General features: G+C 64.6%; 20 protein-coding genes. 5 read left to right on the top strand and 15 right to left on the bottom strand.

The window, feature by feature from the left end:
- Positions 1-2 precede the first annotated feature (2 nt).
- The 11 genes from DX923_RS06310 to pgsA form a co-directional block, all read right to left on the bottom strand.
- Entirely contained in the window at positions 3-539 is a 537-nt protein-coding gene (locus DX923_RS06310; protein ID WP_116113497.1) for an adenine phosphoribosyltransferase, read from the bottom strand.
- Positions 536-1,735: a protein translocase subunit SecF gene (secF, locus tag DX923_RS06305; protein ID WP_116113496.1), complete on the bottom strand. Its 1,200-nt coding sequence runs from the start codon at positions 1,733-1,735 to the stop codon at positions 536-538. Before secF ends, DX923_RS06310 begins: the two co-directional genes overlap by 4 nt.
- Positions 1,732-3,729, bottom strand: coding sequence for a protein translocase subunit SecD (gene secD, locus DX923_RS06300; protein WP_240322774.1), 1,998 nt, complete (start codon positions 3,727-3,729; stop codon positions 1,732-1,734). The genes secF and secD overlap by 4 nt, the downstream gene beginning before the upstream one ends.
- Positions 3,730-3,862: 133 nt before the next feature.
- Positions 3,863-5,029, bottom strand: a complete 1,167-nt coding sequence (ruvB, locus tag DX923_RS06295; protein WP_430732293.1) for a Holliday junction branch migration DNA helicase RuvB — start codon at positions 5,027-5,029, stop codon at positions 3,863-3,865.
- Positions 5,026-5,625: a Holliday junction branch migration protein RuvA gene (ruvA, locus tag DX923_RS06290; RefSeq protein ID WP_116113494.1), complete on the bottom strand. Its 600-nt coding sequence runs from the start codon at positions 5,623-5,625 to the stop codon at positions 5,026-5,028. The genes ruvB and ruvA overlap by 4 nt, the downstream gene beginning before the upstream one ends.
- Positions 5,625-6,188 carry a crossover junction endodeoxyribonuclease RuvC gene (ruvC, locus tag DX923_RS06285; protein WP_116113492.1) on the bottom strand — a complete coding sequence of 188 codons (564 nt, stop codon included), beginning with the start codon at positions 6,186-6,188 and terminating at the stop codon, positions 5,625-5,627. The genes ruvA and ruvC overlap by 1 nt, the downstream gene beginning before the upstream one ends.
- Positions 6,189-6,337: 149 nt before the next feature.
- Positions 6,338-7,105 (bottom strand): YebC/PmpR family DNA-binding transcriptional regulator, encoded by a 768-nt coding sequence (locus DX923_RS06280; RefSeq protein WP_116113490.1) that lies wholly within the window; start codon positions 7,103-7,105, stop codon positions 6,338-6,340.
- Between the two features lie 157 nt (positions 7,106-7,262).
- Complete coding sequence (gene pdxT / locus DX923_RS06275; protein ID WP_240322815.1) at positions 7,263-7,871, bottom strand: pyridoxal 5'-phosphate synthase glutaminase subunit PdxT; 609 nt, start codon at positions 7,869-7,871, stop codon at positions 7,263-7,265.
- Positions 7,872-7,997: 126 nt separating this feature from the next.
- Complete coding sequence (locus DX923_RS06270) at positions 7,998-9,509, bottom strand: amino acid permease (RefSeq protein WP_116113487.1); 1,512 nt, start codon at positions 9,507-9,509, stop codon at positions 7,998-8,000.
- 106 nt (positions 9,510-9,615) lie between these two features.
- Positions 9,616-10,503 (bottom strand): pyridoxal 5'-phosphate synthase lyase subunit PdxS, encoded by an 888-nt coding sequence (gene pdxS / locus DX923_RS06265; RefSeq protein ID WP_116113485.1) that lies wholly within the window; start codon positions 10,501-10,503, stop codon positions 9,616-9,618.
- A 419-nt stretch (positions 10,504-10,922) separates the two neighbouring features.
- Entirely contained in the window at positions 10,923-11,543 is a 621-nt protein-coding gene (gene pgsA, locus DX923_RS06260) for a phosphatidylinositol phosphate synthase (protein WP_116113483.1), read from the bottom strand.
- A 217-nt stretch (positions 11,544-11,760) separates the two neighbouring features.
- On the opposite strand from pgsA, the gene DX923_RS06255 reads away from it, so the two are divergent.
- Positions 11,761-13,872, top strand: a complete 2,112-nt coding sequence (locus DX923_RS06255) for an elongation factor G-like protein EF-G2 (RefSeq protein WP_116113482.1) — start codon at positions 11,761-11,763, stop codon at positions 13,870-13,872.
- Positions 13,873-13,952: 80 nt separating this feature from the next.
- Here DX923_RS06255 and DX923_RS06250 read toward each other — a convergent pair whose 3' ends face one another.
- From DX923_RS06250 to thrS, 3 genes are all read right to left on the bottom strand, one after another.
- Positions 13,953-14,516, bottom strand: coding sequence for an HIT family protein (locus DX923_RS06250; RefSeq protein ID WP_116113480.1), 564 nt, complete (start codon positions 14,514-14,516; stop codon positions 13,953-13,955).
- Positions 14,517-14,589: 73 nt separating this feature from the next.
- Positions 14,590-15,072: a GNAT family N-acetyltransferase gene (locus DX923_RS06245; protein WP_116113479.1), complete on the bottom strand. Its 483-nt coding sequence runs from the start codon at positions 15,070-15,072 to the stop codon at positions 14,590-14,592.
- Positions 15,073-15,253: 181 nt separating this feature from the next.
- Entirely contained in the window at positions 15,254-17,263 is a 2,010-nt protein-coding gene (gene thrS / locus DX923_RS06240; protein WP_116113477.1) for a threonine--tRNA ligase, read from the bottom strand.
- 229 nt (positions 17,264-17,492) lie between these two features.
- Between thrS and DX923_RS06235 the strand changes: the two genes are divergently transcribed.
- The 3 genes from DX923_RS06235 to DX923_RS06225 all read left to right on the top strand — a co-directional run bounded on the left by DX923_RS06235 (position 17,493) and on the right by DX923_RS06225 (position 23,139).
- Complete coding sequence (locus DX923_RS06235; protein WP_162872818.1) at positions 17,493-18,353, top strand: putative RNA methyltransferase; 861 nt, start codon at positions 17,493-17,495, stop codon at positions 18,351-18,353.
- A gap of 113 nt (positions 18,354-18,466) precedes the next feature.
- Positions 18,467-22,114 (top strand): pyruvate:ferredoxin (flavodoxin) oxidoreductase, encoded by a 3,648-nt coding sequence (gene nifJ, locus DX923_RS06230; RefSeq protein WP_116113474.1) that lies wholly within the window; start codon positions 18,467-18,469, stop codon positions 22,112-22,114.
- A complete protein-coding gene (locus DX923_RS06225; protein WP_116113473.1) occupies positions 22,111-23,139 on the top strand; it encodes a dihydroorotate dehydrogenase-like protein in 1,029 nt (342 codons plus the stop codon). The genes nifJ and DX923_RS06225 overlap by 4 nt, the downstream gene beginning before the upstream one ends.
- Positions 23,140-23,210: 71 nt before the next feature.
- Here the strand turns inward: DX923_RS06225 and DX923_RS06220 are convergent, their stop codons facing one another.
- Positions 23,211-23,954, bottom strand: coding sequence for a hypothetical protein (locus DX923_RS06220; RefSeq protein WP_116113471.1), 744 nt, complete (start codon positions 23,952-23,954; stop codon positions 23,211-23,213).
- Between the two features lie 203 nt (positions 23,955-24,157).
- On the opposite strand from DX923_RS06220, the gene ygeW reads away from it, so the two are divergent.
- Complete coding sequence (gene ygeW / locus DX923_RS06215) at positions 24,158-25,351, top strand: knotted carbamoyltransferase YgeW (RefSeq protein WP_116113470.1); 1,194 nt, start codon at positions 24,158-24,160, stop codon at positions 25,349-25,351.
- Positions 25,352-25,463 lie beyond the last annotated feature (112 nt).

Genomic DNA, 25,463 nt, shown 5'->3' with positions numbered 1-25,463 from the left:
CCTCAGAGAGAGACGATCGTGTGGACCTCGTAGTTCTCCAAGACCTCTCGACCGTTGAGACTGGAGAGCTCGATCAGGACGTCGATGCCGACCACTTCACCACCGGCCTGTTCCACCAGCGAACAGGCCGCAGCCGCTGTCCCGCCGGTGGCCAGCACATCGTCGACGATGAGGACCCGCCGGGCACCGATCAGCGCGTCGGAGTGCATCTCAGCCGTCGCACGACCGTACTCCAAACCGTATTCGGCGCTGACCTTGGCAGCTGGGAGCTTTCCCTCTTTACGCACCGGAACGAAACCCACTCCCAGGGTATAGGCCACGGCAGAGCCGATGATGAAGCCCCGGGCCTCCAACCCGACCACTGCATCCACCCGTCCGCGATACCTGCGGGCGACATCGTCGACCACGGTCTGCAGCGCAGCCCCGTCACGCAGCAAGGGGGTGAAGTCCCGGAAAAGCACCCCCGGTTGCGGGAAATCGGGGACCTCCCGCAACCGGGCCAGCACGATCTCTTCGAGTGAGAGCGCAGAGGCGGTCATCGTTTCGACCTCGGCAGGCGTCGAGGCTGATTACGCGGGCCGTTCTGCAAGGACGGGTGGATGGCCCGCCCGGTGGCTGTCCGGTCGCCATCGGAGTCGTCGTCGACGGCCGGGAGGCTTGCCGTCTCCGTCAACGCCCTACGACGCGCAGATCGCTCTTCGGCCGACTCGTCGCCGTCGGAGACATCAGCAGTACCCGCTTTGAGCGCACGAGCTGCTTCTTTCTCCTTACGCCGTTCCACCTGATGAGCCAGCTTCTGCATCTCGGGTTCGTGGTCCCGCAGGTGGGCGTAGAGCGGCGTCGCGATGAAGATCGAGGAATAAGCACCGACGGCGATACCGACGAAGAGTGCCAATGACAGGTCGGTCAATGTTCCCGGACCGATCACGGCAAGCCCCATCACGAGGATCGCGCCCACCGGGAGCAACGCCACCACAGTGGTGTTGATCGAGCGCACCAGCGTCTGGTTGATGGCCAGGTTCGCGGCTTCGGTGAAGTTCTTCCGACCACTGCTGATCGCCTCATCGGTGTTCTCCCGCACCTTGTCGAACACGACGACCGTGTCGTAGAGCGAGTACCCGAGGATGGTGAGGAAACCGATCATGGAGGCTGGGGTGACTTCGAAGCCTGCCAACGAATAGATACCCACGGTGATGAAGATGTCGTGGAAGAGCGCGACCAGTGCGGCCAGTGACATCTTCCAGGTCCGGAAGTAGATCGCGAGCACCACGGAAACCAGCAAGAGGAACCAGGCCAAGGCCTGCAGAGCCTGTTTGCTGACCGAGGCTCCCCAGGACGGGCCGATGACACTGGTGGTGACATTCTCGGGAGTGACCCCGAACTCCTTCGCCAGGGCGTCCGAGACAGTCTTCGCCTTGTCCGGGTCGAAACGTTCGGTCTCGACCCGGACGTCGGAGCCACCGACCTTGGTGACCTTGGCTCCCTCGACCTGACCGGTCGATGAGATGACCGAACGGGCCCGTTGCTCAAAGCTGTCGAAGTTATTGACCTTGGTGATCCGGAAATCGGAACCGCCGGTGAACTCGATACCGAGATTCAGCTGGCGAACGCCCAATCCCAGCATCGCAATCACGAAGAGGATCACGGAGACCAGATACCAGGTCCGACGCCGACCGATGAAATCGATCGAACGCTTACCCGTATAGAGGTCATTACCGAAAGCTGCGATATTCACGCGGTCACCTCTTCGGTTCCAGTAGTGCGCCGACCGCTGCTCGGGGTGGTCCGCACCCGTCCACGACCACGGTAGCGAGGAACCGCACCCAGCCGATCAGGCGACAGGCCCGACCACGGGTGCCCTCCGCCGAAGAAGCGGGTCGTCGACAGCCAGGCGAGCAGCGGGTGAGTGAACAGGAAGGTCACCAGGATGTCCAGGATCGTCGTCCACATCAACATGAACGCGAAGCCTCGGACGTTGCTCGCGGCGAGGACGTAGAGCACCGCCGCTGCGAGGAAGTTCACACCGTCGGAGACCAGGATGGTGCGCTTGGCCCGGGCCCAGCCGGTCTGGACCGCTGCCTGCAACGCACGGCCTTCCCGGATCTCGTCACGGACACGTTCGAAGTAGACGATGAAGCTGTCCGCTGTCGTACCGATCGCCACGATGGCACCGGTGACACCGGCCATGGTCAGTCGCAGGTTCTGACTCCAACCGAACAAGGTGATGGTCAGGTAGGTCAGGATGGCGACCACGACGATCGAGGCCACCGTAACCAGGCCCAGGGCCCGGTACTGGAAGAGCGAGTAGACGATCACGAGGAGCAGACCGATGCCACCGGCGATCAGACCTTTGCTGAGCTGGTCACCACCGATCGTCGGGCTGATGTCCTGGAGTTCCTGTGCCTGGAAGGAAATGGGCAGCGCACCGAACTTCAACTGGTCGGCAAGCAGCTTGGCCGACTCGGAGGTGAAATTGCCCGAAATCTGGGCTTCCCCGTTGTTGATCGCATTCTGGAAGTACGGCGCGGAGATGACCTTGTTGTCCAGCACGACGGCCAGCTGGTTCCGAGGCTGCTGGAGAGGAACCATCGCCTGGCTGACCGCGGCGTACACGTCGGTGGCATGTCCGCTCTGCATACGCAGGGTGACCATCCACTGACCGGTCGTCGCACCCTGCTGGGTGGTCTGCATGCCACTGGCTGCATCGGCAAGGCTGTCGCCGGTCAGCACCGACGGGCCCAGGACGTACTTCTCGGTGACTTGGCCGCCGGCCTTCTCATTCGGGCTGCCGCACACCACAAGGGGTTTGGTCAGGTCTTCTTTGGTCGGGTCATGATCCTTCTGCGGGCACTGCAAGGCGGTCGCCTGCTGCTGGAGCTCAGGGGTGAGCCAACCGACATGCGTCGCGTATTCGGTCAGTCGCTTGGGGTCGTCCTTCACCGCGTCGGACCACTTCGGAGGGGTCCCGGTGCCGGGGGGCGCCGGCGGTGCGCTCGTGAAGGGGTTGCCTCCGGTCTTCGACGGCGCCGGCGGCGGCGCAGCCGGGGTCTTGGGCGGCGTGGTGGCGCTGCCGGACGGCGGCGGGGTCGTGCTGGCCTTGGCCACGGGAGCTTCGTGCTGAGAAAGGTCAGGCCGCTGAAGCACCTGGGGAACACCGCCACGGGCAGCACTGGTGGTGGCTTTCCCGGCCGGTGATGCACCTGGGGCAGCCGAGGTGGAAGGCTTCGGTGCGCCGCTCGACGTCGCCGGCGCGCTGCTCGAGGGACCTCCGGGCAGGGTCGAGGGAGCACCAGGCAAGCTCGTCGGGTTGCCGCCCGGTTCCTGTCCTGGGTTCCCTATGGGGAGCACCGCCAGCACCGGCCGGAAACGCATCTGGCTGGATTGCTCCAAAGCCCGTTGCTGCTCCTGGGAGATCTTGCCCGGAACGGTCACCACGATATTGGTGCCCAGGGTGCTGACCTCTGCTTCGGCCACACCTTGCCCGTCGACACGCTTGCGGATGATGTCCACGGCGCGTGAGAGCTGCTCGGTGTTCACGTCCTCGCCCTGACGAACCTGTGGTTTCAGGATCATCTGGGTTCCGCCCTCGAGGTCGAGGCCCAGTTTGGGGGTGAGCTGCGCACCTCCCCATATGTGTGCCGCGCCGAGGAAACCGGCCAGCCCGACCGTGATCAACAGCATCGCTAAAAGCGTGCGTATCGGCGTGCGCCGATGTGGATTCTTCGCCATCAGTGTGAGTCCTCGATTACGCCAGGGCCCGCGCTTGGTGACGGGCATCATGCTCGTCAAGCCTCCGCCGGCACCCGAGCGAGTCTAGGTGAGTTCTTGTCAAGTAAGCCAACACGCCGCGCCACCTATAGGGTCACAGGACCTCCTGACCACTGCCCAGCCGTCCCCCGGTATCCCCTGGCTTCCCGGGCATCCCCTGCCCTGTGGCGGTGCCTGGTATCCGTCCCACCGTCTCGGGCGGCGGAGTGAGCCCCAGGTGGGACCATGCGAGCCCCGATGCCGCCCGACCGCGAGGCGTCCGGATCATGAATCCTTCACGCACCAGGTACGGTTCGGCGACCGTCTCGACGGTATCCGGTTCCTCGCCGACCGCGACGGCCAAGGTCGTCAGACCGACCGGTCCACCGCCGAAGCGAAGACACAAGGCAGAAAGAACAGCCCGATCCAGGCGGTCCAGTCCTCGAGGGTCGACATCGAACAGTGAAAGAGCCGCAGTGGCCGCCTCATGGTTCACCACATGACCGCCGTGCACCTGCGCCCAGTCCCGGACCCGTCGGAGCAAGCGGTTCGCGATCCGGGGGGTCCCCCTCGAACGCCGGGCGATCTCAGCGACTCCGGCATCATCGGAGTCGACGCCGAGCAACCGGGCCGAACGACGGACGATCTTGAGCAGGTCCGCCTCGTCGTAGTAGTCGAGATGTGCGGTGAAACCGAAACGGTCACGCAGCGGAGCAGGCAGCAACCCGGCTCTCGTCGTAGCACCGACCACCGTGAAGGTCGGTAGCTCCAGAGGAATGGCGGTGGCTCCTGCTCCTTTACCGACGATGATGTCGACCCTGAAGTCCTCCATCGCCAGGTAGAGCATCTCCTCGGCTGGCCGGGACATCCGGTGGATCTCGTCGAGGAAGAGCACCTCGCCCTCTTCCAAGCTGGACAGGATGGCCGCCAGGTCTCCGGCATGTTGGATCGCAGGTCCGCTGGTCACCCGGATCTGGGCACCCATCTCAGCTGCGACGATCATCGCCAAGGTGGTCTTGCCGAGCCCGGGAGGGCCGGAGAGCAACACGTGATCCGGCGGAGTGCCACGTCTGCGAGCTGCTTCCAGAACCAGCCCCAGTTGATCGCACACCCTGGTCTGCCCGGGGAACTCGGCCAGCCGCCGAGGACGTAAGGCGGCTTCGACAATCTCTTCGTCCTCCTCCGGGCGGAGAACGGGGTCGACCACTCGCGCCGTGACGTCGTGAGACCCATCTTCGTAGCGCAGATCCTCGTGGAGCCCTCCAGCCTCGGGGGCGGTCACCGGCCTAGCTCCCGCAAGGCAGCCCGGAGGACTTCGGGAACCCGAGGAGTCCCGGTCAGATCCGCTGACACCTTCTCCAGTGCGGTGTCGGCCTGCTTCGTCGACCAGCCCAGCCCGGTCAGGGCTTCTCTCACCTGGTCACGCCAGGAGTCGTCCTGCTCAACAGGGGCGTCTTCCTGTGCATCTTTGGTCGGCAGAGCCGTGACCTTGTCACGAAGCTCCAACAACAGACGCTCGGCGCCCTTCTTGCCTATGCCCGGGACCTTCATCAGGGTGGTGATCTCTCCCCCGGAGATCGCGCGGCGCAGGTCGTCCGGGGAGTGCACCGACAGCATGGCCAGAGCCAGACGCGGCCCCACACCGGAAACGGTCTGCACCACGTCGAAGAGCACCCTTTCTTCGTAGTTCCCGAATCCGTAAAGAGTCATGGAGTCTTCACGCACGATCATCGACGTGTGCAGGAGGGTTTCCTCACCGTGTCGGAGTTGCATCGCCGTGCGCGGCGTGACCTGGGTCACCATCCCGAACCCGCCGACCTGGACCACGACGTGGTCGAGCCCCACGTGGGACACCGTTCCCTGCACCGAAGCGATCATCAGGTCACCTTTCCTGTCCGAGGGGCACGTCGGGGCACCCGGTTGATCGTGGCACGTTGTCTCGCCATGGCCTCTGCGATGCGATCATGTGCCCCACCTCGCCAGATATGACAGACAGCCAAGGCCAGTGCATCGGCGGCGTCGGCCGGACGTGGTGCTTCCTTCAACCGGAGAATACGAGTGATCATCGATGTCACCTGGGCCTTGTCCGCCCGACCGTTCCCGGTGACCGCAGCCTTCATCTCGCTCGGAGTGTGCAATGCCAACGGTATCTGCAAGCGCGCAGCCGCCAGCATCGGGATCGCGCTGGCTTGAGCGGTACCCATGATGGTCGACACGTCATGGCGGGCGAAGACCCGTTCCACCGCGATGGCGTCGGGCCGGTGCAGGTCGATCCATCGTTCGATCTCGATCTGCACGGCGAGCAGCCGCTGTGGGATGTCGTCAGTGCTGGGAGTACGCACCACACCGACGTCGACCATGCGTAACGGCTTCCCTGCGCCGCCCTCGACGACACCCAGCCCACATCGAGTCAGACCGGGATCGACGCCGAGCACCCGCATGGATCACCCTTTCCTCCGGTCCCTGACGCCGCAGTCACGAGGTACAGATCGTACATCCGTCCTGATCGGAGCCTACCCAGGTCGTTGACTCCTCAGAATCGGGCGCGCCGCACCGAAATCCTCCGGCGCGGCACATCCTGAATGGCCGATCATTCGTCGTCGAGCTGAGCTGCGACCTCATCGGACACGTCACCGTTCACCCAGACGTTCTGCACGTCGTCGCTGTCTTCGAGGGCATCGACCAGACGCATCATCCGGCGTGCCCCGTCGACGTCCAGAGGAACCTCAACGCTGGGGACGAACTCGGCCTCGGCCGAGTCGTAGTCGATGCCGGCCTGCTGCAGAGCGGTACGCACACCGACGAAGTCCGTGGCCTCGGAAAGGATCCGGAAGCTGTCGCCGTAGTCCTCGACCTCTTCGGCTCCTGCATCGAGCACGACCTCGAGCAGCGCGTCCTCCGTGGTCTCGCCGTCCTTCTGCGCCTTGGGCACCATGACGACGCCCTTGCGGGTGAAGAGGTAGGAGACCGAACCGGGGTCGGCCAACGACCCGCCGTTACGGGTCAGCGCAACGCGTACCTCTGAAGCCGCACGGTTGCGGTTGTCCGTGAGGCACTCGATGAGCACAGCAACTCCACCAGGCGCGTAGCCTTCGTAGGTGATGTTCTGGTAGTCGGCGCCGCCTGCTTCAGCGCCCGAGCCGCGCTTGACGGCGCGGTCGATGTTGTCATTGGGGACAGACGCCTTCTTGGCCTTCTGGACGGCGTCGTAAAGGGTCGGGTTGCCTGCGGGGTCTCCACCGCCGGTACGAGCGGCCACCTCGATGTTCTTGATCAGCTTCGCGAAGAGCTTGCCCCGCTTGGCGTCGATCGCGGCCTTCTTGTGCTTGGTCGTCGCCCACTTGGAGTGACCACTCATCGCTGCTGCTCTTTCTCATCGCTGGCGCCGGCTGGACGTCACGTTGACCTGCAGGCTGAGCTGCGCCTGCCAACGCCATGGCTCGCTGGTCCGCCGGCGGACCAGGTCCGGTCTCGGGCCGTGTGGAAAAAATACATCCGACAAGGCCTGGACGATCTTACCGGTCACGCACCATCGCGACGAATGCGGCGTGGATCCGATCGTCCCCACCGATCTCCGGATGGAATGAGGTGGCTAACAGACCCCCCTGTCGGATGGCGACTGCTCGTCGCCCTGCGCCTTCGGTGCCGACCTCGGCCAGGACTTCGACCTGCGGCCCGACCGCTTCGACCCAGGGAGCCCGGATGAACACCGCCCTGAGGGGGGCCTCCGCGTCGGCGATTCCTCTGACGATCAGGTCTTCTTCAAAACTGTCCACCTGCCGACCGAAGGCATTGCGACGTACGACCACGTCCAAACCTCCCAGGGTCTCCTGCTCAGGATGTCCGTCCAACACCTCGTCGGCCAACATGATCATGCCCGCGCAGGATCCGTAGACCGGTGTTCCCCGGGAGATCAACTCCCTCAACTGCTGCTGCAGACCGAAGGCACGGACCAGCTTGTCCATCACCGTGGACTCACCGCCGGGGATCACCAGGCCGTGCAAAGACTCCAGTTCTGAAGTCCTGCGTACGAGAACAGGTCGGCTCCCGCACCGTTCCAGAGCAGCTGCGTGTTCCCGCACATCGCCTTGGACAGCCAGGACGCCAATCGTAGGAATGTTCACGAGCGGTGAGACTACTGCTTCCCACAACATCTCGTCGTCCACTCCTGCTACAGCGGTCGAGGTCACCGTCCGGAGACAGCAGGGAGCCCGGCCGCTGAACGACCAGGCTCCCTACTAGCACGAGCATCAGTTGAAGCTGAGTTCTTCCTCAGATTTCCCGACCAGTTTGCGTTCCTTGTTGCGTCTGACCAGGGGCCAGGCGGCGAACATCCCGATGATGAAGACCACGGCGACGCTCAGCACCTTGTACTGGTAGAAGTCCTTCCCCGGGTCGATGACCATGATTCCGATGATGCCGATCAGCGCGATGATGCCGATCCAGGAGGTGTACGGGGCCCCTGGCATCGGGAAATTGGTGGCGGGGATCTCCCCCGCGTTGATCTTCTTCCGCAGCCTGAGCTGACAGGCGAAGATCGTGATCCACGTCCAGACGATGCCGACCGCTGCTGTCTCCAGGGCGATCTCGAAGGCCTGAGCGGGTACCACGTAGTTCAGGGCAACTCCCAACAGGTACACGGAAGCGGTGAACAGGATCCCGCCGGCAGGTACTCCGCGCTTGTTCATGTAGCTGGTGAACTTCGGTGCTTCGCCCGCAGCGGACAGCGACCGAAGGATTCGGCCGGTGGAGTACAGGCCCGAATTGCAGGAGGACAGTGCCGCGGTGATGACGATGACATTCATCAGATCACCCATCCAGGAGTAGCCCATGGAACCGAAGGCGGTCACGAAAGGACTCTCCCCCGCCTTGTACGAGGTGTACGGCAGCAGGCAGGCCAGTAGGAAGACCGACCCGACGTAGAAGAGCGCGATCCGGTAGATGACGGCTTTGACGGCCTTGGGGATGACCTTCTCCGCATTCTGGGTCTCCCCAGCCGCCGTACCGACCAATTCGATGGTGGCATAGGCGAAGATGACGCCCTGCATGACCAGGATGAAGGCCGTCGTCTTCCCGTCGGGGAAGAAACCGTCCGGGCTGCTGAGGTTGTGCAGTCCAGCCGTGTATCCCCCGACCTGGGCTTGGGTCACGACCAGGAAGGTACCCACGATGAGGAAGGTCACCAAGGCGGCAACCTTCAACAGAGCAGCCCAGAACTCCAGCTCGGCGAAGGCCTTCGCGCTGAGCAGGTTGATCGTGAGCACGATGATGAGGGACAACAATGCGACTATCCACTGCGGCATCGTCGTCCATTTAGCGAAATAGGTTGCTACAGCGGTGATCTCAGCAATGCCGGAAGTCATCCAGTTCAGCATGTACATCCAGCCGGAGGCATAGGCCCAACGATCGCCGAAGAACTCGCGGCTGTAGGAGACGAAGGAGCCGCTGGATCGGCGGTACATGACCAGCTCACCCAGCGCCCGCATCAGCAGGAAGGCGACGATTCCACAGAGCGCATAGGAGAGGATCAGCGAGGGGCCGGCTTTCGCCAGCCTGCCTCCTGCCCCGAGGAAGAGCCCCACTCCGATCGCGCCACCAATGGCGATCATCTGTACTTGACGGCTGGTCAACGTCTTGTGGTAACCGACATCGCCGGCGTCATGAACGGGTGCCGCGGCCCCCGCAGTCGTTGCCCCCTCAGGGGCGGTCAACTCCGTACTTCCAGGGCTCTTCACCCCGGACGGCTTCTCTTGACTGCTCATCGTGAGGAGCTTCCCTCCTGCTCATGAGCGGGCTTTCCGGTCGAGGGGGTCATCGCCCCCGCGACCTGGACGACACCACGATGTGTCGTCTGCCCTGCTCGGACTTTCACCATCCCCGTTCTGCAAGGCGGTGCGGGACAGGGATGTCGTCGACATTGATGCCGACCATCGCCTCGCCGAGACCGCGGGAGACCTCCGCGATCGTCGACGGGTCGTCGTAGAAGGTCGTCGCCTTGACGATGGCGGCAGCCCGTTGCGCCGGGTTCCCGGACTTGAAGATGCCCGAGCCCACGAAGACACCCTCGGCACCGAGCTGCATCATCATCGCGGCGTCGGCGGGGGTGGCGATGCCACCTGCGGTGAAGAGGACCACCGGAAGCTTGCCGGCCTGGGCGACTTCCTTGACCAGCTCGTACGGAGCTTGCAGCTCTTTCGCCGCGACGTACAACTCGTCCTCGGCCATGTTCTGAAGCCGACGGATCTCCTTGCGCAGCATCCGCATGTGCGTCGTCGCATTGGACACATCGCCTGTGCCGGCTTCGCCCTTGGAGCGGATCATGGCCGCACCTTCGGTGATCCGACGCAGCGCTTCTCCGAGGTTCGTGGCGCCACAGACGAAAGGAACCGTGAAGGCCCATTTGTCGATGTGGTTCTCGTAGTCGGCGGGAGTCAGGACCTCCGACTCATCGATGTAGTCGACGCCGAGGCTCTGCAGCACTTGGGCTTCCACGAAATGCCCGATGCGGGCCTTGGCCATCACCGGGATGGAGACGGCCTCGATGATGCCGGCGATCATGTCCGGGTCGGACATGCGGGAGACCCCGCCCTGGGCACGGATGTCGGCCGGGACCCGCTCAAGAGCCATCACGGCGACGGCGCCGGCATCCTCGGCGATCTTGGCCTGCTCCGGGGTGACCACGTCCATGATCACGCCGCCCTTGAGCATTTCGGCCATACCGCGCTTCACCCGCGAGGTACCGGTGGTGGAAGTCATTGCATCGCTCACGTCGAGTCGCCTTTCTCAGCTGTGCGGGAGCCTCACCCGTTGTCCCGTGGATGGGCATATCTCGTCGATGTCGTGCGCGAGCATAACGGGTGTTCAAGTAGGTGTGGCAGTTGCTTAGCCTAGTCCCGCCCGGGAAGCACCCCTGGATCCACACGGGACCGCTAGCAGCAGAAGAAAACTCAGCCTCCACCGGCGAGATCGAGATCGTCTTCGACGAAGAGGGGAACTGAACCGTCCAGACGATCGACAGAGTCAGACCAAGCCCCCTGAGCACGCCAAGTGCCACACGGGCGTAACCACCCCCAGCAGATCGCCGAGAGAGCCGAACCAGTGCGGCACAGTTTCCCGTCAGGAAGATTCCGGTCGGCCTACTGGAGACAGCAGCACAGCAGACCGGTCAGCTCAGTTCACGACGAACTGGCGAGGATGTGACGACGCACGGCCATCATCCGCTGGAGCACCGTGATCGCACTCGCTACGGACAAAATGCCCAAAGTCACCGTCAGTACCATGTCCGGCCAGGAGAAGAGACCGGTCAGCCCGGTAGCTACGAGCGCCACCACAAGCCGATCTGCACGCTCGGCGATGCCGACGTTCGCAGCCTCCACGCCCAAGCTTTCGGCTCGAGCCCGCGCATAGCTGGTCACGAAGCCAAAAACCAGACAAGCGAGCGCGAACCAAGCAGTGAGCTGGCCCCCCGGCCGACTTGCGAAGCACAGAAGGAGCCCGCCGAAGACAGCTCCGTCGCCGATGCGGTCCAACGTCGAGTCGAGGAAGGCCCCCCAGGTACTCGTGCGCCCCGAGATCCGGGCCATCGTGCCGTCCAGGGTGTCGGAAAAGACAAAAGCCACGATGACGAGCGTTCCGACGAGGAATTCGTGACGGGGGTAGAAGGCCAAAGCACCCACGCACACCCCGATGGTCCCGATGACGGTGACCATGTCCGGAGACAGTCCCAGCCGTAGCGCTACCCGCGCCACGGGGGTGAGCAGACGGGTGATGAAGGCACGTGCGAATCGGTTCAACATGGTGCCCCCAGAGTACTGACGTAAGGCCGTTCGTCACGTACACCCACGCAGGTTGCTCGAGACCGATTCCGCACACACATCCCGAAAAGAACACAAGTTCCACTGTGTGACAAAGAGACCCGCCGCTAAGACGATTCTTTCGTGCTCTGGCTCACCGGTCATCGATTTTCTATCGAAAGTGCTTGTCCTGATTGGAGACACATAGCAGGGTGTCTGCATGAGCGGCAGACAATCCACCATCACGTCGTCCCCCGTCGCCTCGTCCTCGGACGCGCTGCGCAATGTCGTCCTCGTCGGCCCCAGTGGATCGGGGAAGACACGACTTTTCGACCATCTGCTCGCCACCACCACCCCCGGATACCGTCCTGCGGCACGTGGTGACGAACGGTCGACGCAGCTGTCAGTGGCCGCAGTCGACTCCGGAGACGTGATCATCAATCTGATCGATACTCCCGGCTACAGCGATTTCGTCGGAGACCTACGAGCCGGGCTACGAGCCGCGGATGCGGCACTCTTCGTCGTCTCCGCAGCTGACGGCGTGGATGCCGGCACCCGCCGGCTGTGGCACGAATGCGCGAATGTGGGGATGCCCCGTGCGGTGGCCATCACCAAACTGGACGCCGGCCGTGGAGACTTCGAATCGGTGCTGGCCGAGTGCCAGGAAGCCTTCGGCGACGGTGTCCTCCCGCTGGCGATTCCCCAGCTGGGTACAGGTGGCTCCCTGGACGCCACCATCGACCTGGTGCTGGGTGAAGTCCACGACTACACCGGTGACGATCGGGTCGTCCGCGCCACCGGGCCCGAACATGCCGACCTGTTCGAGACCTATCAGGGGCCTTTGATGGAGGGCATCATCCAGGAAGCCGAGGACGACACCCTCCTGGACCGTTATCTGGAAGGCGAAGAAATCGGTTTCGAGATCGTCGAAACCGCCCTGTTGAAGGCTGTCGCCCACGGAACCTTCTTCCCGGTGCTCCCCCTGTCGGTCGCCACCGGCGCCGGCATCGACGTGCTCCTCCATCTGATCGAGCATGCTTTCCCGCCACCTTCGCTGCACCCGCTGCCCCGAGTGTTCACCACCCAGGGCGCAGACGGCCCCGTCTTGACCGCAGACCCGAACGGTCCGCTGGTCGCCGAGGTCGTCAAGACGACCTCTGATGCCTATGTCGGCGCGGTCGCCCTGGTCCGGGTGTTCAGCGGCACTCTGTACCCGGAGTCCTCGGTGCACGTCTCCGGCCATTTGGAGTCCCTGTCCGGCCGGTCGATCGAAGGGCACCACGACCACGACGAGGACGTGAAGGTCGGGCCGTTGAGTTCACCCTTGGGTGAGATGCTGCGCCCCAAGGAGTCAGCCATCGCCGGCGATCTGGCCATCGTGGCGAAACTACCGACGGCACAGACCTCGGACACGATCTCCGACAAGGACCAGCCTCTGGTCATGGAGCCCTGGGATATGCCCGATGCCTTGCTACCCATCGCCGTACGGGCTGCTACCCGGGCTGACGAGGACAAACTCCCCGCAGCGCTACAGCGACTCTCGGCGGGCGATCCCTCGTTGCGGGTGGAGCACAACGCCGAGACTTCGCAAGTGGTCCTGTGGACGATGGGGCAAACACATGCCGACATGGTGATGGACCGGTTGAAGAACAAACTCAACGTCGATGTCACCGTCGAGCCGCTGCGGATCGCCCTGCGAGAGACCTTCGTCGCCGGATCGAGCGGTCACGGGCGTCATGTGAAGCAGTCCGGCGGGCACGGACAGTTCGCTGTGTGCAACATCAAGGTCGAGCCCAATGAACGCGGCGCCGGTTTCGAGTTCATCGACAAGGTCGTCGGTGGCGCAGTACCTCGTCAGTTCATCCCGTCGGTGGAGAAAGGGGTACGCGCGCAATTGGAGAAGGGCTGCGTCGCCGGCTATCCGATGGTGGATGTGAAAGTGACCCTTTTCGACGGTAAAGCCCATTCGGTCGACTCCTCCGATGCCGCTTTCCAAATGGCAGGAGCCCTGGCTCTGAAGGAAGCAGCCGCTCAATCAGGCGCGACGACCTTGTTGGAGCCGATCGACCTGCTGACAGTGACCGTCGCTGACGACTACGTCGGCGCGGTGATGACCGACCTGCAAGGGCGGCGTGGGCGTCTGCAGGGCAGCGAACCAGGCTCTCAGGAGGGCACCTCGGTCATCAAGGCGGAAGTCCCCCAGGTGGAGCTGTGCCGCTACGCGATCGACCTACGTTCGCTTGCCCACGGAGCGGGAACGTTCACCCGTCAGATGGTCGGCTACGAACAGATGCCCGGCAATCTGGTGAAGGAACGGGTCACGTCGTCCTGACCTTTGGGGAGAACCGACCATCGGTGGGCCCCTCCTCTCTGAGGAGGGGCCCACCGGTTCTGTGCTCCAGGGGATCTCGGTCAGATCCATCCGTCGACCAGCGCTGCGCGGGCGTCCTCCAGAAGCGTCGGCAGTGCTTTTGTCTGCGCAATGATCGGCAGGAAATTGGCGTCCCCACCCCACCGAGGCACCACGTGCTGATGCAGGTGTGCTGCCACTCCGGCTCCGGCGACCGAGCCCTGGTTCATCCCGATGTTGAACCCCTGCGGGCGGGACACCGCTTTGAGGGTGCGGATCGCGCGGCGGGTGAGTTCGGTGAACTCAGCGATCTCCTCGTCCATCAGGTCGATATAGGACGCCACATGGCGATAAGGGCAGATCAGCACATGTCCCGGGTTGTACGGGAACAGGTTCATCACCACGAAGCAGAAGGTGCCTCGGTGGACCAGCAGGCCCTGGGCGTCTTCCTTGCCCGGTGCCGCGCAGAACGGACAGTCCTGCCCACCCTCCGCACCAGGGCGTTCCCCTTTGATGTAGGCCATCCGGTGAGGAGTCCACAACCGTTCGAAACCGTCGTCCACCCGGGGAAAGGTTTCCTCCGGCTCGCACGGAGGTCCGCTCTGGAGGTCACGTGCCGAGGTCATGGGGCGATCCTAGAACAGCAGACCCGCCTCGGCATCGAGTCCTCTGGGGTATCCCGGTCCGGGTCCGTGCTGTTCACTTCAGGCGGAGCCGAAAGAGGTCTGGATCAGCGGTGGTGAAGCCTGCACGACGGAAAAGACTGGTCCGGGTCGGGTCGGAGGAGAGCTGTATCCACGCGGCCCCGTTCTGGCGACACCACGCCACCCCGGTGGAGAGCAGCCGCTCCCCCACACCGGTTCGGCGGGCCCGCTGAGCGACGTACAAGCTGGAAATGTGCATCCACGGACGAGAGAGCCGTCCTGGACGCGGCAGGTCGTCGACCACGTAGAGCGTCATGGCTCCCAGCGGCTGCCCTCCGCCGGTCATGGCCACCCAGGCCGGACGGCGGTTCCGCTCGGCCAGCCATGCGTCGGCGAACCGTTCGAGGAAGCCCGACTCTCCCTCCCGCCCTTGTTCCCGGTTCGACTGAAGTTCCAGAGCGGCCAACACGAATGCATCGGACGGCTCTGCTCGCCTCACCTGCGCCACATGCGTCGAATGCGCCTGATCAGCCTTCATTCCTGCATGAAAGCACAAAAGCGCACGTCACGGCATTGTCGCCCCTGCCTCGGGACGGAAAACAGCTGAGCAGCAGCCAAAATCCCCAAGATTTCAGCTGGTCAGAGCATCGAAGTACTCAGGAGTCCACTCGGCATCGGACAGCAGGAAAACTGTCGATGCCGAGCGGACGCCCGCCGGATCACACCTGTGCGCGGGTCCGGATCGCTTCCAGGATCTTCGCGATCGCGGCGTACACCGGAACCCCGTTCTCCTGCGAACCGTCGCGGTAACGGAAGGACACGGCGCCAGCGGCTCGGTCCTCCTCGCCGGCGATCAGCACGTAGGGCACCTTCGACTTGGAGGCATTACGGATCTTCTTGGGGAAGCGGTCGTCGCTGGCGTCGACCTCCACACGGACCCCCTGCGCTCGCAGCTTCGCAGCGATCTCCTCCAAGTAGGGCCGGTACTCGTCGGCGACCGGAATCGCGGTGACCTGCACCGGGGAGAGCCACACCGGGAAAGCTCCCGCGTAGTGCTCGACGAGGACGCCGAAGAAGCGTTCGATCGAGCCGAAGAGCGCACGGTGGATCATCACCGGTCGCTGACGGGTGCCATCGGATGCCTGGTACTCCAGGTCGAACCGTTCAGGCAGGTTGAAGTCGAGCTGGATGGTCGACATCTGCCAGGTGCGCCCGATGGCGTCCTTGGCCTGCACCGAGATCTTCGGACCGTAGAAAGCGGCACCGCCCGGATCCGGGACCAGCTCCAGCCCGGAGTCGGCGGCCACCTGACGAAGCGTCTCGGTGGCTTCCTCCCAGATGGCGTCGTCGCCGACGGATTTCTCCGGGTTCTTGGTGGACAACTCCAGGTAGAAGTCGTCGAGGCCGTAGTCCTTGAGCAGACCGAGCACGAAGGTGAGCAGCGAGGTCAGCTCGTCCTTCATCTGTTCGCGGGTGCAGTAGATGTGGGCGTCGTCCTGGGTGAACCCGCGGGCACGGGTCAGGCCGTGCACCACGCCGGACTTCTCGTTGCGGTAGACGGTGCCGAATTCGAAGAGCCGCAGGGGCAGTTCGCGGTAGCTGCGTCCGCGTGACCCGAAGATCAGGTTGTGCATCGGGCAGTTCATGGGCTTGAGGTAGTAGTCCTGGCCCTGTTTGCGGATGTTGCCCTCGGCGTCGCGTTCCTCGTCCATGTGCATGGGCGGGTACATGCCGTCGGCGTACCAGTCGAGGTGGCCGGAGGTCTGGAAGAGCTGCCCCTTGGTCAGGTGGGGGGTGTTGACGAACTGGTAGCCCTCTTCGACGTGCCGGCGGCGGGAGTACTCCTCCATCTCCATGCGGATGATGCCGCCGTTGGGGTGGAAGACGGCCAGGCCGGAGCCGATCTCGTCGGGGAAGGAGAAGAGGTCGAGTTCGACGCCGAGTTTGCGGTGGTCGCGTTTCTCGGCTTCGGCGAGCCGGTCGAGGTAGGCCTTGAGTTCGTTCTTGCTGGGCCAGGCGGTGCCGTAGACGCGCTGGAGCTGGGCGTTCTTCTGGTCGCCGCGCCAGTAGGCCGCTGCGGAGCGCATCAGTTTGAAGGCATTGCCGATGATCTTGGTGTGGGGGATGTGCGGTCCGCGGCACAGGTCGCCCCAGGCGCGGGTGCCGTCGCGGCGGATGTTGTCGTAGATGGTGAGCTCTCCGGAGCCGACCTCGACCCCGGCGCCGGCTTCGGCGTCGTCGTGGCTCATACCGCCCTTGAGGCCGACGAGTTCGCATTTGTAGGGCTCGTGAGCCAGTTCGGCCAGGGCGTCCCCGTCGTCGATGACGCGGCGCTGGAAGGTCTGTCCTTCGTTGATGATGCGCTGCATCACCTTCTCGAGGGCTTTCAGGTCTTCGGGGGTGAAGGGCTCCTCGACGTCGAAGTCGTAGTAGAAGCCGTCCCGGACGGGTGGGCCGATGCCCAGTTTGGCCTTCGGGTTGACCTCCTGCACGGCCTGCGCCATGACGTGGGCGCAGGAGTGCCGGAGGACGTAGAGGCCGTCCTCGGAAGCGATGTCCACGCCTTCGACCTCGTCGCCGTCGCGCAGTTCGTAGGCCAGGTCTTTCAGTTCGCCACCGACGCGGGCCACGACGATGCGGCGGTCGGCGGCGAAGAGGTCGGCGGCGGTCGTGCCCTGGTCCACCGCTCGCTCGGCTCCGGCGATTCTCACGGTGATCTGGCTGGACACGACGGGTCTCCTCGGTCATGTGGGATGCGGCGCCCGGATGGGCGTACCGCTCAAGAGTAGCGGGGCTCCCCGTCGGTGTTCGAACGGCTTTCAGCGCTGGAAGCCGAGAAGCATCGTCCATGTTCCGGATCCAAGACCGGGCCTGTGGGACGAGTCTTCTCCTAGGCTCCGGCCCGAGGAAGGTTCGGCTCACAAAATCCGCCGGTAGACCGGGGATTACAGTGGCGTTGTGCTGGCCGGTCTCGTTTCTCTCCTGATCTGCCCGGTGTGTTCTGCGTCTCTGCGTGAGGACGAGGGGAATCCATCGGGTCGCACGGCCCGCTGTCCTTCGGAGCATCGTTTTGACCTGGCCAGGCAGGGGCATCTGACGTTATTGCACGGTGCTCACCGTCATCCCGGCGACGACGCGACCATGGTGGGTCACCGGGTGGCTTTCCTCGAGGCCGGACATTATCTGCCGATCGCACGTCGGCTGTCCCTGGCTGCCGCTGAAGTTGCCGTTCCCGGCATCGTGCTGGACATCGGGGGCGGACCTGGGTGGTATTCGGCTCGCCTGTTGGAAGAGCTTCCCGACCGTCGGGGGGTGACTTTTGATGCGTCCACTGCGGCAGCTCGACGCGCGGCCCGGGCTCATCCCCGGTTGGCATCGGTGGTGGCCGACGGCTGGTCGGCCTTCCCCGTCGGTGACGGTTCTACGGCGGTGGCGCTGTCGGTCTTCGCGCCGAGGCAGGGAGAACAGATCTGTCGGGTGCTGGCTCCCGGCGGGGTGTTGTTGACCGTGACTCCGACGTCCGAGCATCTGGCCCAGGTGCGTGGCGTGCTCGGCCTGTTGGACATCGCGCCGGACAAGGAGACCCGGCTGGCCTCTTCGTTATCGGGTCTGTCGATGATCGACCAGGTCTCGGTGTCCTACGAGATGTCGTTGGGGCGGGCGGACGTCGAGCATCTGGCGCTGATGGGCCCTTCGGCTTTCCACGTCTCGGCCGGGGAGATGGCTGATCGGGTGGCTGGTCTACCTTCGGTGACTGAGGTGACCTGCGATGTGGTGGTGGGGGTCTACCGGACGGCGGGCAGCGAATCTCCCGGATGAGAGCCTCCCCCAAAAACGGCGATACTTTACCGAAAGATAGATATACACAAACGAGTGACAGGCAGACAATGCCGATGGGATACTGCCGTCAGCTCACAGGAGGAGACGGTCCCATGCAGACATCACCCCAGCGATGGGCGACCCTGGACGGCAACGACGCCGCCGCACGCATCGCCCACGCACTCAGCGAAGTCATCGCGGTCTACCCGATCACCCCCAGCTCGGCCATGGGCGAATCCGCCGACGCCTGGAGCGCAGCCGGACGCACCAACATCTGGGGAGCGGTCCCCGACGTCGTCGAGATGCAGTCCGAAGGCGGAGCCTCCGGCGCCCTGCACGGCGCAGTCACCAAAGGCGTCCTGGCCACGACCTTCACCGCGTCCCAGGGCCTGCTCCTCATGCTGCCCAATATGTACAAGATCGCCGGAGAACTCACCCCGGCCGTCATCCACGTGGCCGCCCGCACCCTGGCCACCCATGCCTTGAGCATCTTCGGCGACCATCAGGACGTCATGAGCGCCCGGATGACCGGATGGCTCATGCTCTGCTCGGCCTCCGTCCAAGAGGCCCAGGACATGGCTCTGATCGCCCACGCCGCCACCCTGCGCTCCCGGGTACCGGCCGTGCACTTCTTCGACGGTTTCCGTACTAGCCACGAGGTCAACAAGATCCAGCTGCTCGACGACGAGGATCTGCGCGCACTCGTCCGAGAAGAAGATGTCCACCTGCACCGCGCCCGCGGGCTGACCCCCGATGCCCCGGTCCTCCGCGGCACCGCCCAGAACCCGGACGTCTTCTTCCAGGCCCGAGAAGCCTGCAATCCCTTCTACGACGCCGCACCCCAGATCGTTGCCGAATGTTTCGACGAACTCGCCGAACGCACCGGGCGTCGCTACCACCTCGTCGACTATCACGGAGCGCCTGACGCCGACAAGGTCGTCGTCATCATGGGCTCGGGTCATGGCACGACCAAGCAGTGCGTCGACGCCCTCCTCGACAACGGCGAAAAGGTCGGTGTCCTCGTCGTCCGGCTCTACCGCCCCTTCCCCACCGCAGAATTCATCGAGGCGCTCCCGGCGAGCACCCGACGTATCGCTGTCCTGGACCGGACCAAGGAACCCGGAGCGACCGGAGAACCACTCTTCCAGGACGTCCTTGTCGCCACAGCGGAGAACAACACCCACTTCACCGCCGGAATGCCGCTGATCATCGGCGGACGCTACGGCCTGTCCAGCAAGGAATACACCCCGGCGATGGCCAAGGCCGTCTTCGACGAACTGGCACAGGACACGCCCCGACCCCGGTTCACCGTCGGCATCAACGACGACGTCACCCTGCTCTCCCTGGACGTCGACCCCGGTTTCCGCCCCGGCACGGATTCCCTGTCCGCGGTGTTCTACGGGCTCGGATCGGACGGCACCGTGGGCGCCTCCAAGAACTCCGTCAAGATCATCGGTGAAGACGAGGGACGTTACGCGCAGGGATACTTCGTCTACGACTCCCGCAAGTCCGGCGCCACCACCGTCTCCCATCTACGTTTCGGTGACGCCCCGATCGACTCCGCCTACCTGGTGGACGAAGCCGACTTCGTCGCCGTGCACCAGTTCGACCTGATGAGTCAGATGCGCACCCTCGACATCGCCAAGGCCGGTGCACCGGTCCTGATCAACTCCCCCTACGGAGCTGAAGGAACCTGGGCGAAGCTGCCCGTCGAAGTGCAACAGGTCATCATCGACAAGCAGCTCAAGCCGTACGTGATCAACGCCCTCGAGGTGGCGCAGAAGGCCGGCCTCGGCAAGCGCATCAACACGGTCATGCAGCCCTGTTTCTTCTACCTCTCGGGCGTCGTCGCCCAGCAGGACGCGGTGCCGCGGATCAAGACCTCCGTCGAGAAGACCTACGGTAAACGCGGCCGCACGATCGTCGAACGCAACTGGGCCGCCATCGACATGGCCATCGATGCCCTCGAGGAACTCCCCGTGCCCGCGACGTCCTGCGGAGACCTCCACCGGATGCCGGCGATGCCCGACTCGACCCCCGATTTCGTCAAGACGGTCACCGCCACCATGCTGCGCGGCGAGGGAGACCTGCTCCCGGTCAGTGCGCTCCCGGTCGACGGCACCTGGCCGACGGGCACCAGCAAGTACGAGAAACGGGGCATCGCCGAGGAGATCCCGATCTGGGATCCCAGTCTGTGCACCGACTGCGGGAAGTGCGCGATCGTCTGCCCGCACGCCGCTATCCGCATCAAGATCGCCCCCGAACAGGAATTCGCCGAAGCCCCCGACAGCCTGCAGTCCAAGAACTACCGTGATCGCACGCTGAAGGACCACAAACTGGTCGTCCAGGTCGCCCCGGACGACTGCACCGGCTGCGGGGTCTGCGTGGACATCTGCCCGGCCCGCAGCAAGACCGAGGTCAAGCACAAGTCGATCAACATGCGTGAACGGCGGGCGCATCTCGACGCCGAACGCGCCAACTACGACTTCTTCCTCGGCATCCCCGAGATCGACCGCACCGCTGTACGACACGACCAGGTCAAAGGAGTGGCTCAGCTCCAGCCGCTCTTCGAGTACTCCCTGGCCTGTTCCGGCTGCGGTGAGACCGGATACATCCGCACCCTCACCCAGCTGTTCGGCGACCGGATGGTCGTGGCCAATGCCACCGGTTGCTCCTCCATCTACGGCGGGAACCTGCCGACTGCGCCGTACAGCAAGAATGCGGCCGGGCGCGGGCCCGCATGGAGCAACAGTCTCTTCGAGGACAACGCCGAATTCGGTCTCGGCATGCGTCTGGCCTGGGAACATCAGCACTCCGAAGCCCGACGCCATGTCGGAGAGCTACGCGATCGGCTCCCCGCCGACCTGGTCGAGGGTCTGCTCGGCGCCGATCAGAGCGAAGAGGCCGGCATCCAGGCGCAGCGTGAGCGGGTCGAGGCGCTCAAGGAAGCCTTGATCTCCATCGACGGCCCTGTCGCCCACACGCTGTCGACCTTGGCCGACGAACTCGTCGAGAAGTCGGTGTGGATCATCGGCGGTGACGGCTGGGCCTACGACATCGGGTACGGCGGCCTGGACCACGTCCTGGCTTCTGGACGCAATGTCAACGTCCTCGTCCTGGACACCCAGGTGTACTCCAACACCGGCGGCCAGGCCTCCAAGGCGACCCCGCGAGGCGCGGCCGCCAAGTTCGCCGCCTCCGGAAAGGGCACCGCCAAGAAGGATCTGGGCATGATCGCTCAGGCCTACGGCGATGTCTACGTCGCCCAGGTGAGCTTGGGTGCCAATCAGCCGCAAACGATTCGTGCGCTGCGGGAGGCCCAGGCCTGGAACGGCCCGAGCCTGATCATCGCCTACTCGACCTGCATCGCCCACGGCATCGACATGGAGACCTCCATGAGCCATCAGGCCGAGGCGGTGTCCAGCGGGTACTGGCCGCTCTACCGCTTCCGCCCCAGTGAGGACGACCACGCCCAGCCCCTGCGGCTGGACTCGAAGGCCCCCAGTTCGCCGGTGTCCGACTTCATGGGGCAGGAGGCCAGGTTCGCGATGCTGCGCCGCAGCCATCCCGAACGCGCCGAAGAGCTCTTCGCGCTTGCCCAGCAGGATGTCGACGAACGGTGGCGCTACTACAGCCAACTCGCCGGAGTCGAACGGGCTCTGCCCTCCGAACACGCAGAGAACTCAGAGGAACCCGAATCCTCCGCACAGAATGTCCCGGCGACCACGGGCGCAGCACACACCGCCAAGGATGAGTCATGAGCACCCCGACCACCGTCGCCGACCCCCAGCTTGGCACCACCTATCTCGGACTGAAGCTCACCAGTCCCGTCGTGGTCTCGGCCAACCCGCTGACCCAGCACGTCGACTCCTTGGCGGAGCTCGAGCGGGCCGGGGCGGGCGCCGTCGTCCTGCCCAGCCTCTTCCAGGAGGAGGTCGAGGCCGAGGAACTCGAGGCCATGCGCCTCATGGACGTGGGTGACGGTTTCGCCGAGTTCGACTCGGCGCCGTTGGCCGAGGTCGACGCGTCGGGCCTGGGCACCGACCGGCACGTCCGGCTGGTCGCCGAGGCGAAGGCCGCACTGAAGATCCCGGTGATCGCCAGCGTCAACGGCAGCCAGCCCGGCGGGTGGGCGCGCTACGGCAAGATCCTCGCCGACGCCGGCGCGGACGCCATGGAACTTAACCTCTACGGCGTCAACACCGACCCCCGCCTGGACGCGAACGCCGTCGAGCACAACTACCTGACGATCATCGAGTCGGTGAAGTCGGCGATCGACGTGCCGCTCGCGGTCAAGCTGTCGCAGAACTACCAGTCGCTGTCCAACTTCGCCCAGCGGGCCAAGGACGCCGGCGCCGACGGCTTGGTGCTGTTCAACCGGTTCCTCGGTCCGGACATCGACCTGGAGGAGTTCAAGGTCGTGCCGCGGGTGGCGCTGTCCAGCTCGGCCGAGCTGCGGCTGCGGATGCGGTGGATCGCGATCCTGCGCAGCCAGATGCCGGAGCTCAGCCTGGCGGCCACCGGTGGCGTGCACAGCCCGACCGACGTCCTCAAGACGCTCCTGGTCGGCGCCAATGTGGCCTGCGTCGCGTCGGTGCTGCTCCAGCAGGGCCCGCACGTGCTGACCCAGCTCGTCGACGGTCTGCGCGCGTGGATGGTGGAGCGTGACTACGCCTCGGTCGAGCAGCTCTGCGGGTCCATGAGCAGCAGCTCGGTCGACAACCCGGGGGAGTTCGAGCGCGCCCAGTACGTCCAGGCCATCACCACCTGGACCCCCGACCGCTGAGCCACAAGCACGTCGCCCCGGTCGACGGAGGAATCCGTCGACCGGGGCGGCTTGTGTGCGTGGGTGTCGGGTCAGAGGTCGACGTCGCTCATGTCGCCGTAGGCGACCGGGTTCTGGCTGTTGTTGTCGAGCGGGTCCGCTTTGCCGATGAAGGGGTGGTCTGGCAGCGGCTGGCCGATGATCGCGATGCGGTCACCGTGGATGGTGAGGCCGTCGATGGTGCCCACCATCTGCACGATGCCTCCGTGCGCGACGATCAGCCATTGGGAGGCGATCACCCGGTCGGCCTGCATCCGCCAGACGCCGCGGCCCCGTAGCCAGGTCTCGTGGGGGGACGAGCCCTCGCGATAGCCGACGCGTTCGCGGCCGAGCGCGTCATTGGTGACGGCGGGCTGATCCGGCCCGAGCCGTACCCGGACGAGTTGCGGCCTGGGCACGGAGGGGTAGGCCGAGGGAACTCCGAGTTGTTCGAGGACTTCACGTTCCCGGGCTTGTTTGGACTGGGAGGACTGGGTGAGGACGCTGGCGATCACCGACTGGTGTTGTCCGTCCAGGGAGTCCCAGCGGGCCCCGAAGGTCTGTTCGGGATGTTTGCCGTCGGGGGTGTGCCCGGCGATTTCAGCGCAGATGCCGAGGAAGGCGCGGTCTCCGCTGGAGAGGACGTTCTGACCTGCAAGGTAGGCGATCTTCGCCCAGTCGATGTGACGGCCTGAGCCTTCTCCCGTCACGAAGGCGGCTGCTTTCGCCAGGACCGATGGTGCGCTGGCCAGGATCGCTGCTGCGTCCTCACGAGCCTGGGAGAGGGGGGAATCCATAGAGCCGATGTTAGCTACTTCCTTGCCGGGCCACCAGAAGAAGACTAGACTCTTGCCATAGTCATACCGACACCTTACTGAGTTGGCTAATTCTCAGATTATGTATGGGAAACCTGGTGGCCACACTCGCCCGAGTGTCGGACCCGGCGCCACCAGCTGGCCGCCCGCCCCGCGCCAGCCACGAAGGAGTTGACCAGACACCCATGGACGTACGCGAGCAGATCGACAAGCTCTCCGGCCTCGACTTCTCGGGCCTCCACCAGGATGACTTCCTTCTGACCTGGGACAAGACCGAGGACGAGCTCCGTGCCGTCCTCGCTGTCGCCGACGCCCTGCGCGCGCTGCGCGAGCAGAACACCAGCTGCCGGATCTTCGACTCCGGCCTGGGCATCTCCCTCTTCCGGGACAACTCCACCCGCACCCGGTTCTCCTATGCCTCGGCCTGCAACTTCCTGGGTTTGGAGGAGCAGGTCTTCGACGAGGGGAAGTCGCAGGTCGCACACGGTGAAACCGTCATGGAGACCGCGAACATGATCTCCTTCATGGCCGATGTCATCGGGATCCGCGATGACATGTACATTGGCAAAGGTCACACCTACATGAAGGACTTTTCTAAATACGTTCAGATGGGTTATGAGCAGGGCGTACTCGAGCAACGGCCGACCCTGGTCTCCCTCCAGTGCGATATCGACCACCCCACCCAGTCGACCGCCGACCTCCTCCACCTCGTCCACACCTTCGGTGGGCTGGAGAACCTCAAGGGCAAAAAACTTGCCATGACCTGGGCCTACTCCCCCAGCTACGGCAAACCGCTGTCGGTCCCCCAGGGCATGATCGGCCTGATGTCCCGCTTCGGTATGGACATCGTCCTGGCGCACCCCGAGGGCTATGACGTCATGCAGGAGCCGATGGACGTCGCCACCAAGTACGCCGGCAAGACCGGCGGCTCCTTCCGCGTCACCCACGACATGGCCGATGCTTTCGAGGGAGCCGACATCGTCTGCCCGAAGTCGTGGGCACCCTTTGCCGCCATGCAGGAGCGGACCGACCTGTACGGCGACGGTGACACCGAGGGCATCAAGACCTTGGAGAAGCGCCTCCTGGCCCAGAACGCCGAGCACCAGGACTGGACCACCACCAAGGAGCTCATGAAGAGCACCAAGGGTGGTCAGGGCCTCTACCTGCACCCGCTGCCGGCCGACATCAGCGGAGTGTCCTGCACCCAGGGAGAAGTCGACGCCTCGGTCTTCGACCAGTACCGCGTCCCCATGTACCAGCAGGCCAGCAACAAGCCCTACGCCATCGCCGCAATGATCTTCCTGCAGAAGGTCAAGGACCCGATCGCCAAACTCAACGACCTCGCCGCCGGCCAGGCAGCCCCGCGCTGGCAGCGCTGAGACCCGGGGCGGGCGCAGGATCCCCGACGCCGCCCGGCGCCCGCCCCGACACCACCTCGTCCGTACCCGGCACCGTCCGACGGACGACGTACACCCGCAACGACCACGACCC

The sequence above is a fragment of the Austwickia chelonae genome (assembly GCF_003391095.1).
In the GTDB taxonomy this organism is placed as follows: Bacteria; Actinomycetota; Actinomycetes; order Actinomycetales; family Dermatophilaceae; genus Austwickia; species Austwickia chelonae_A.
This window is presented reverse-complemented; position numbering and strand designations above follow the sequence as displayed.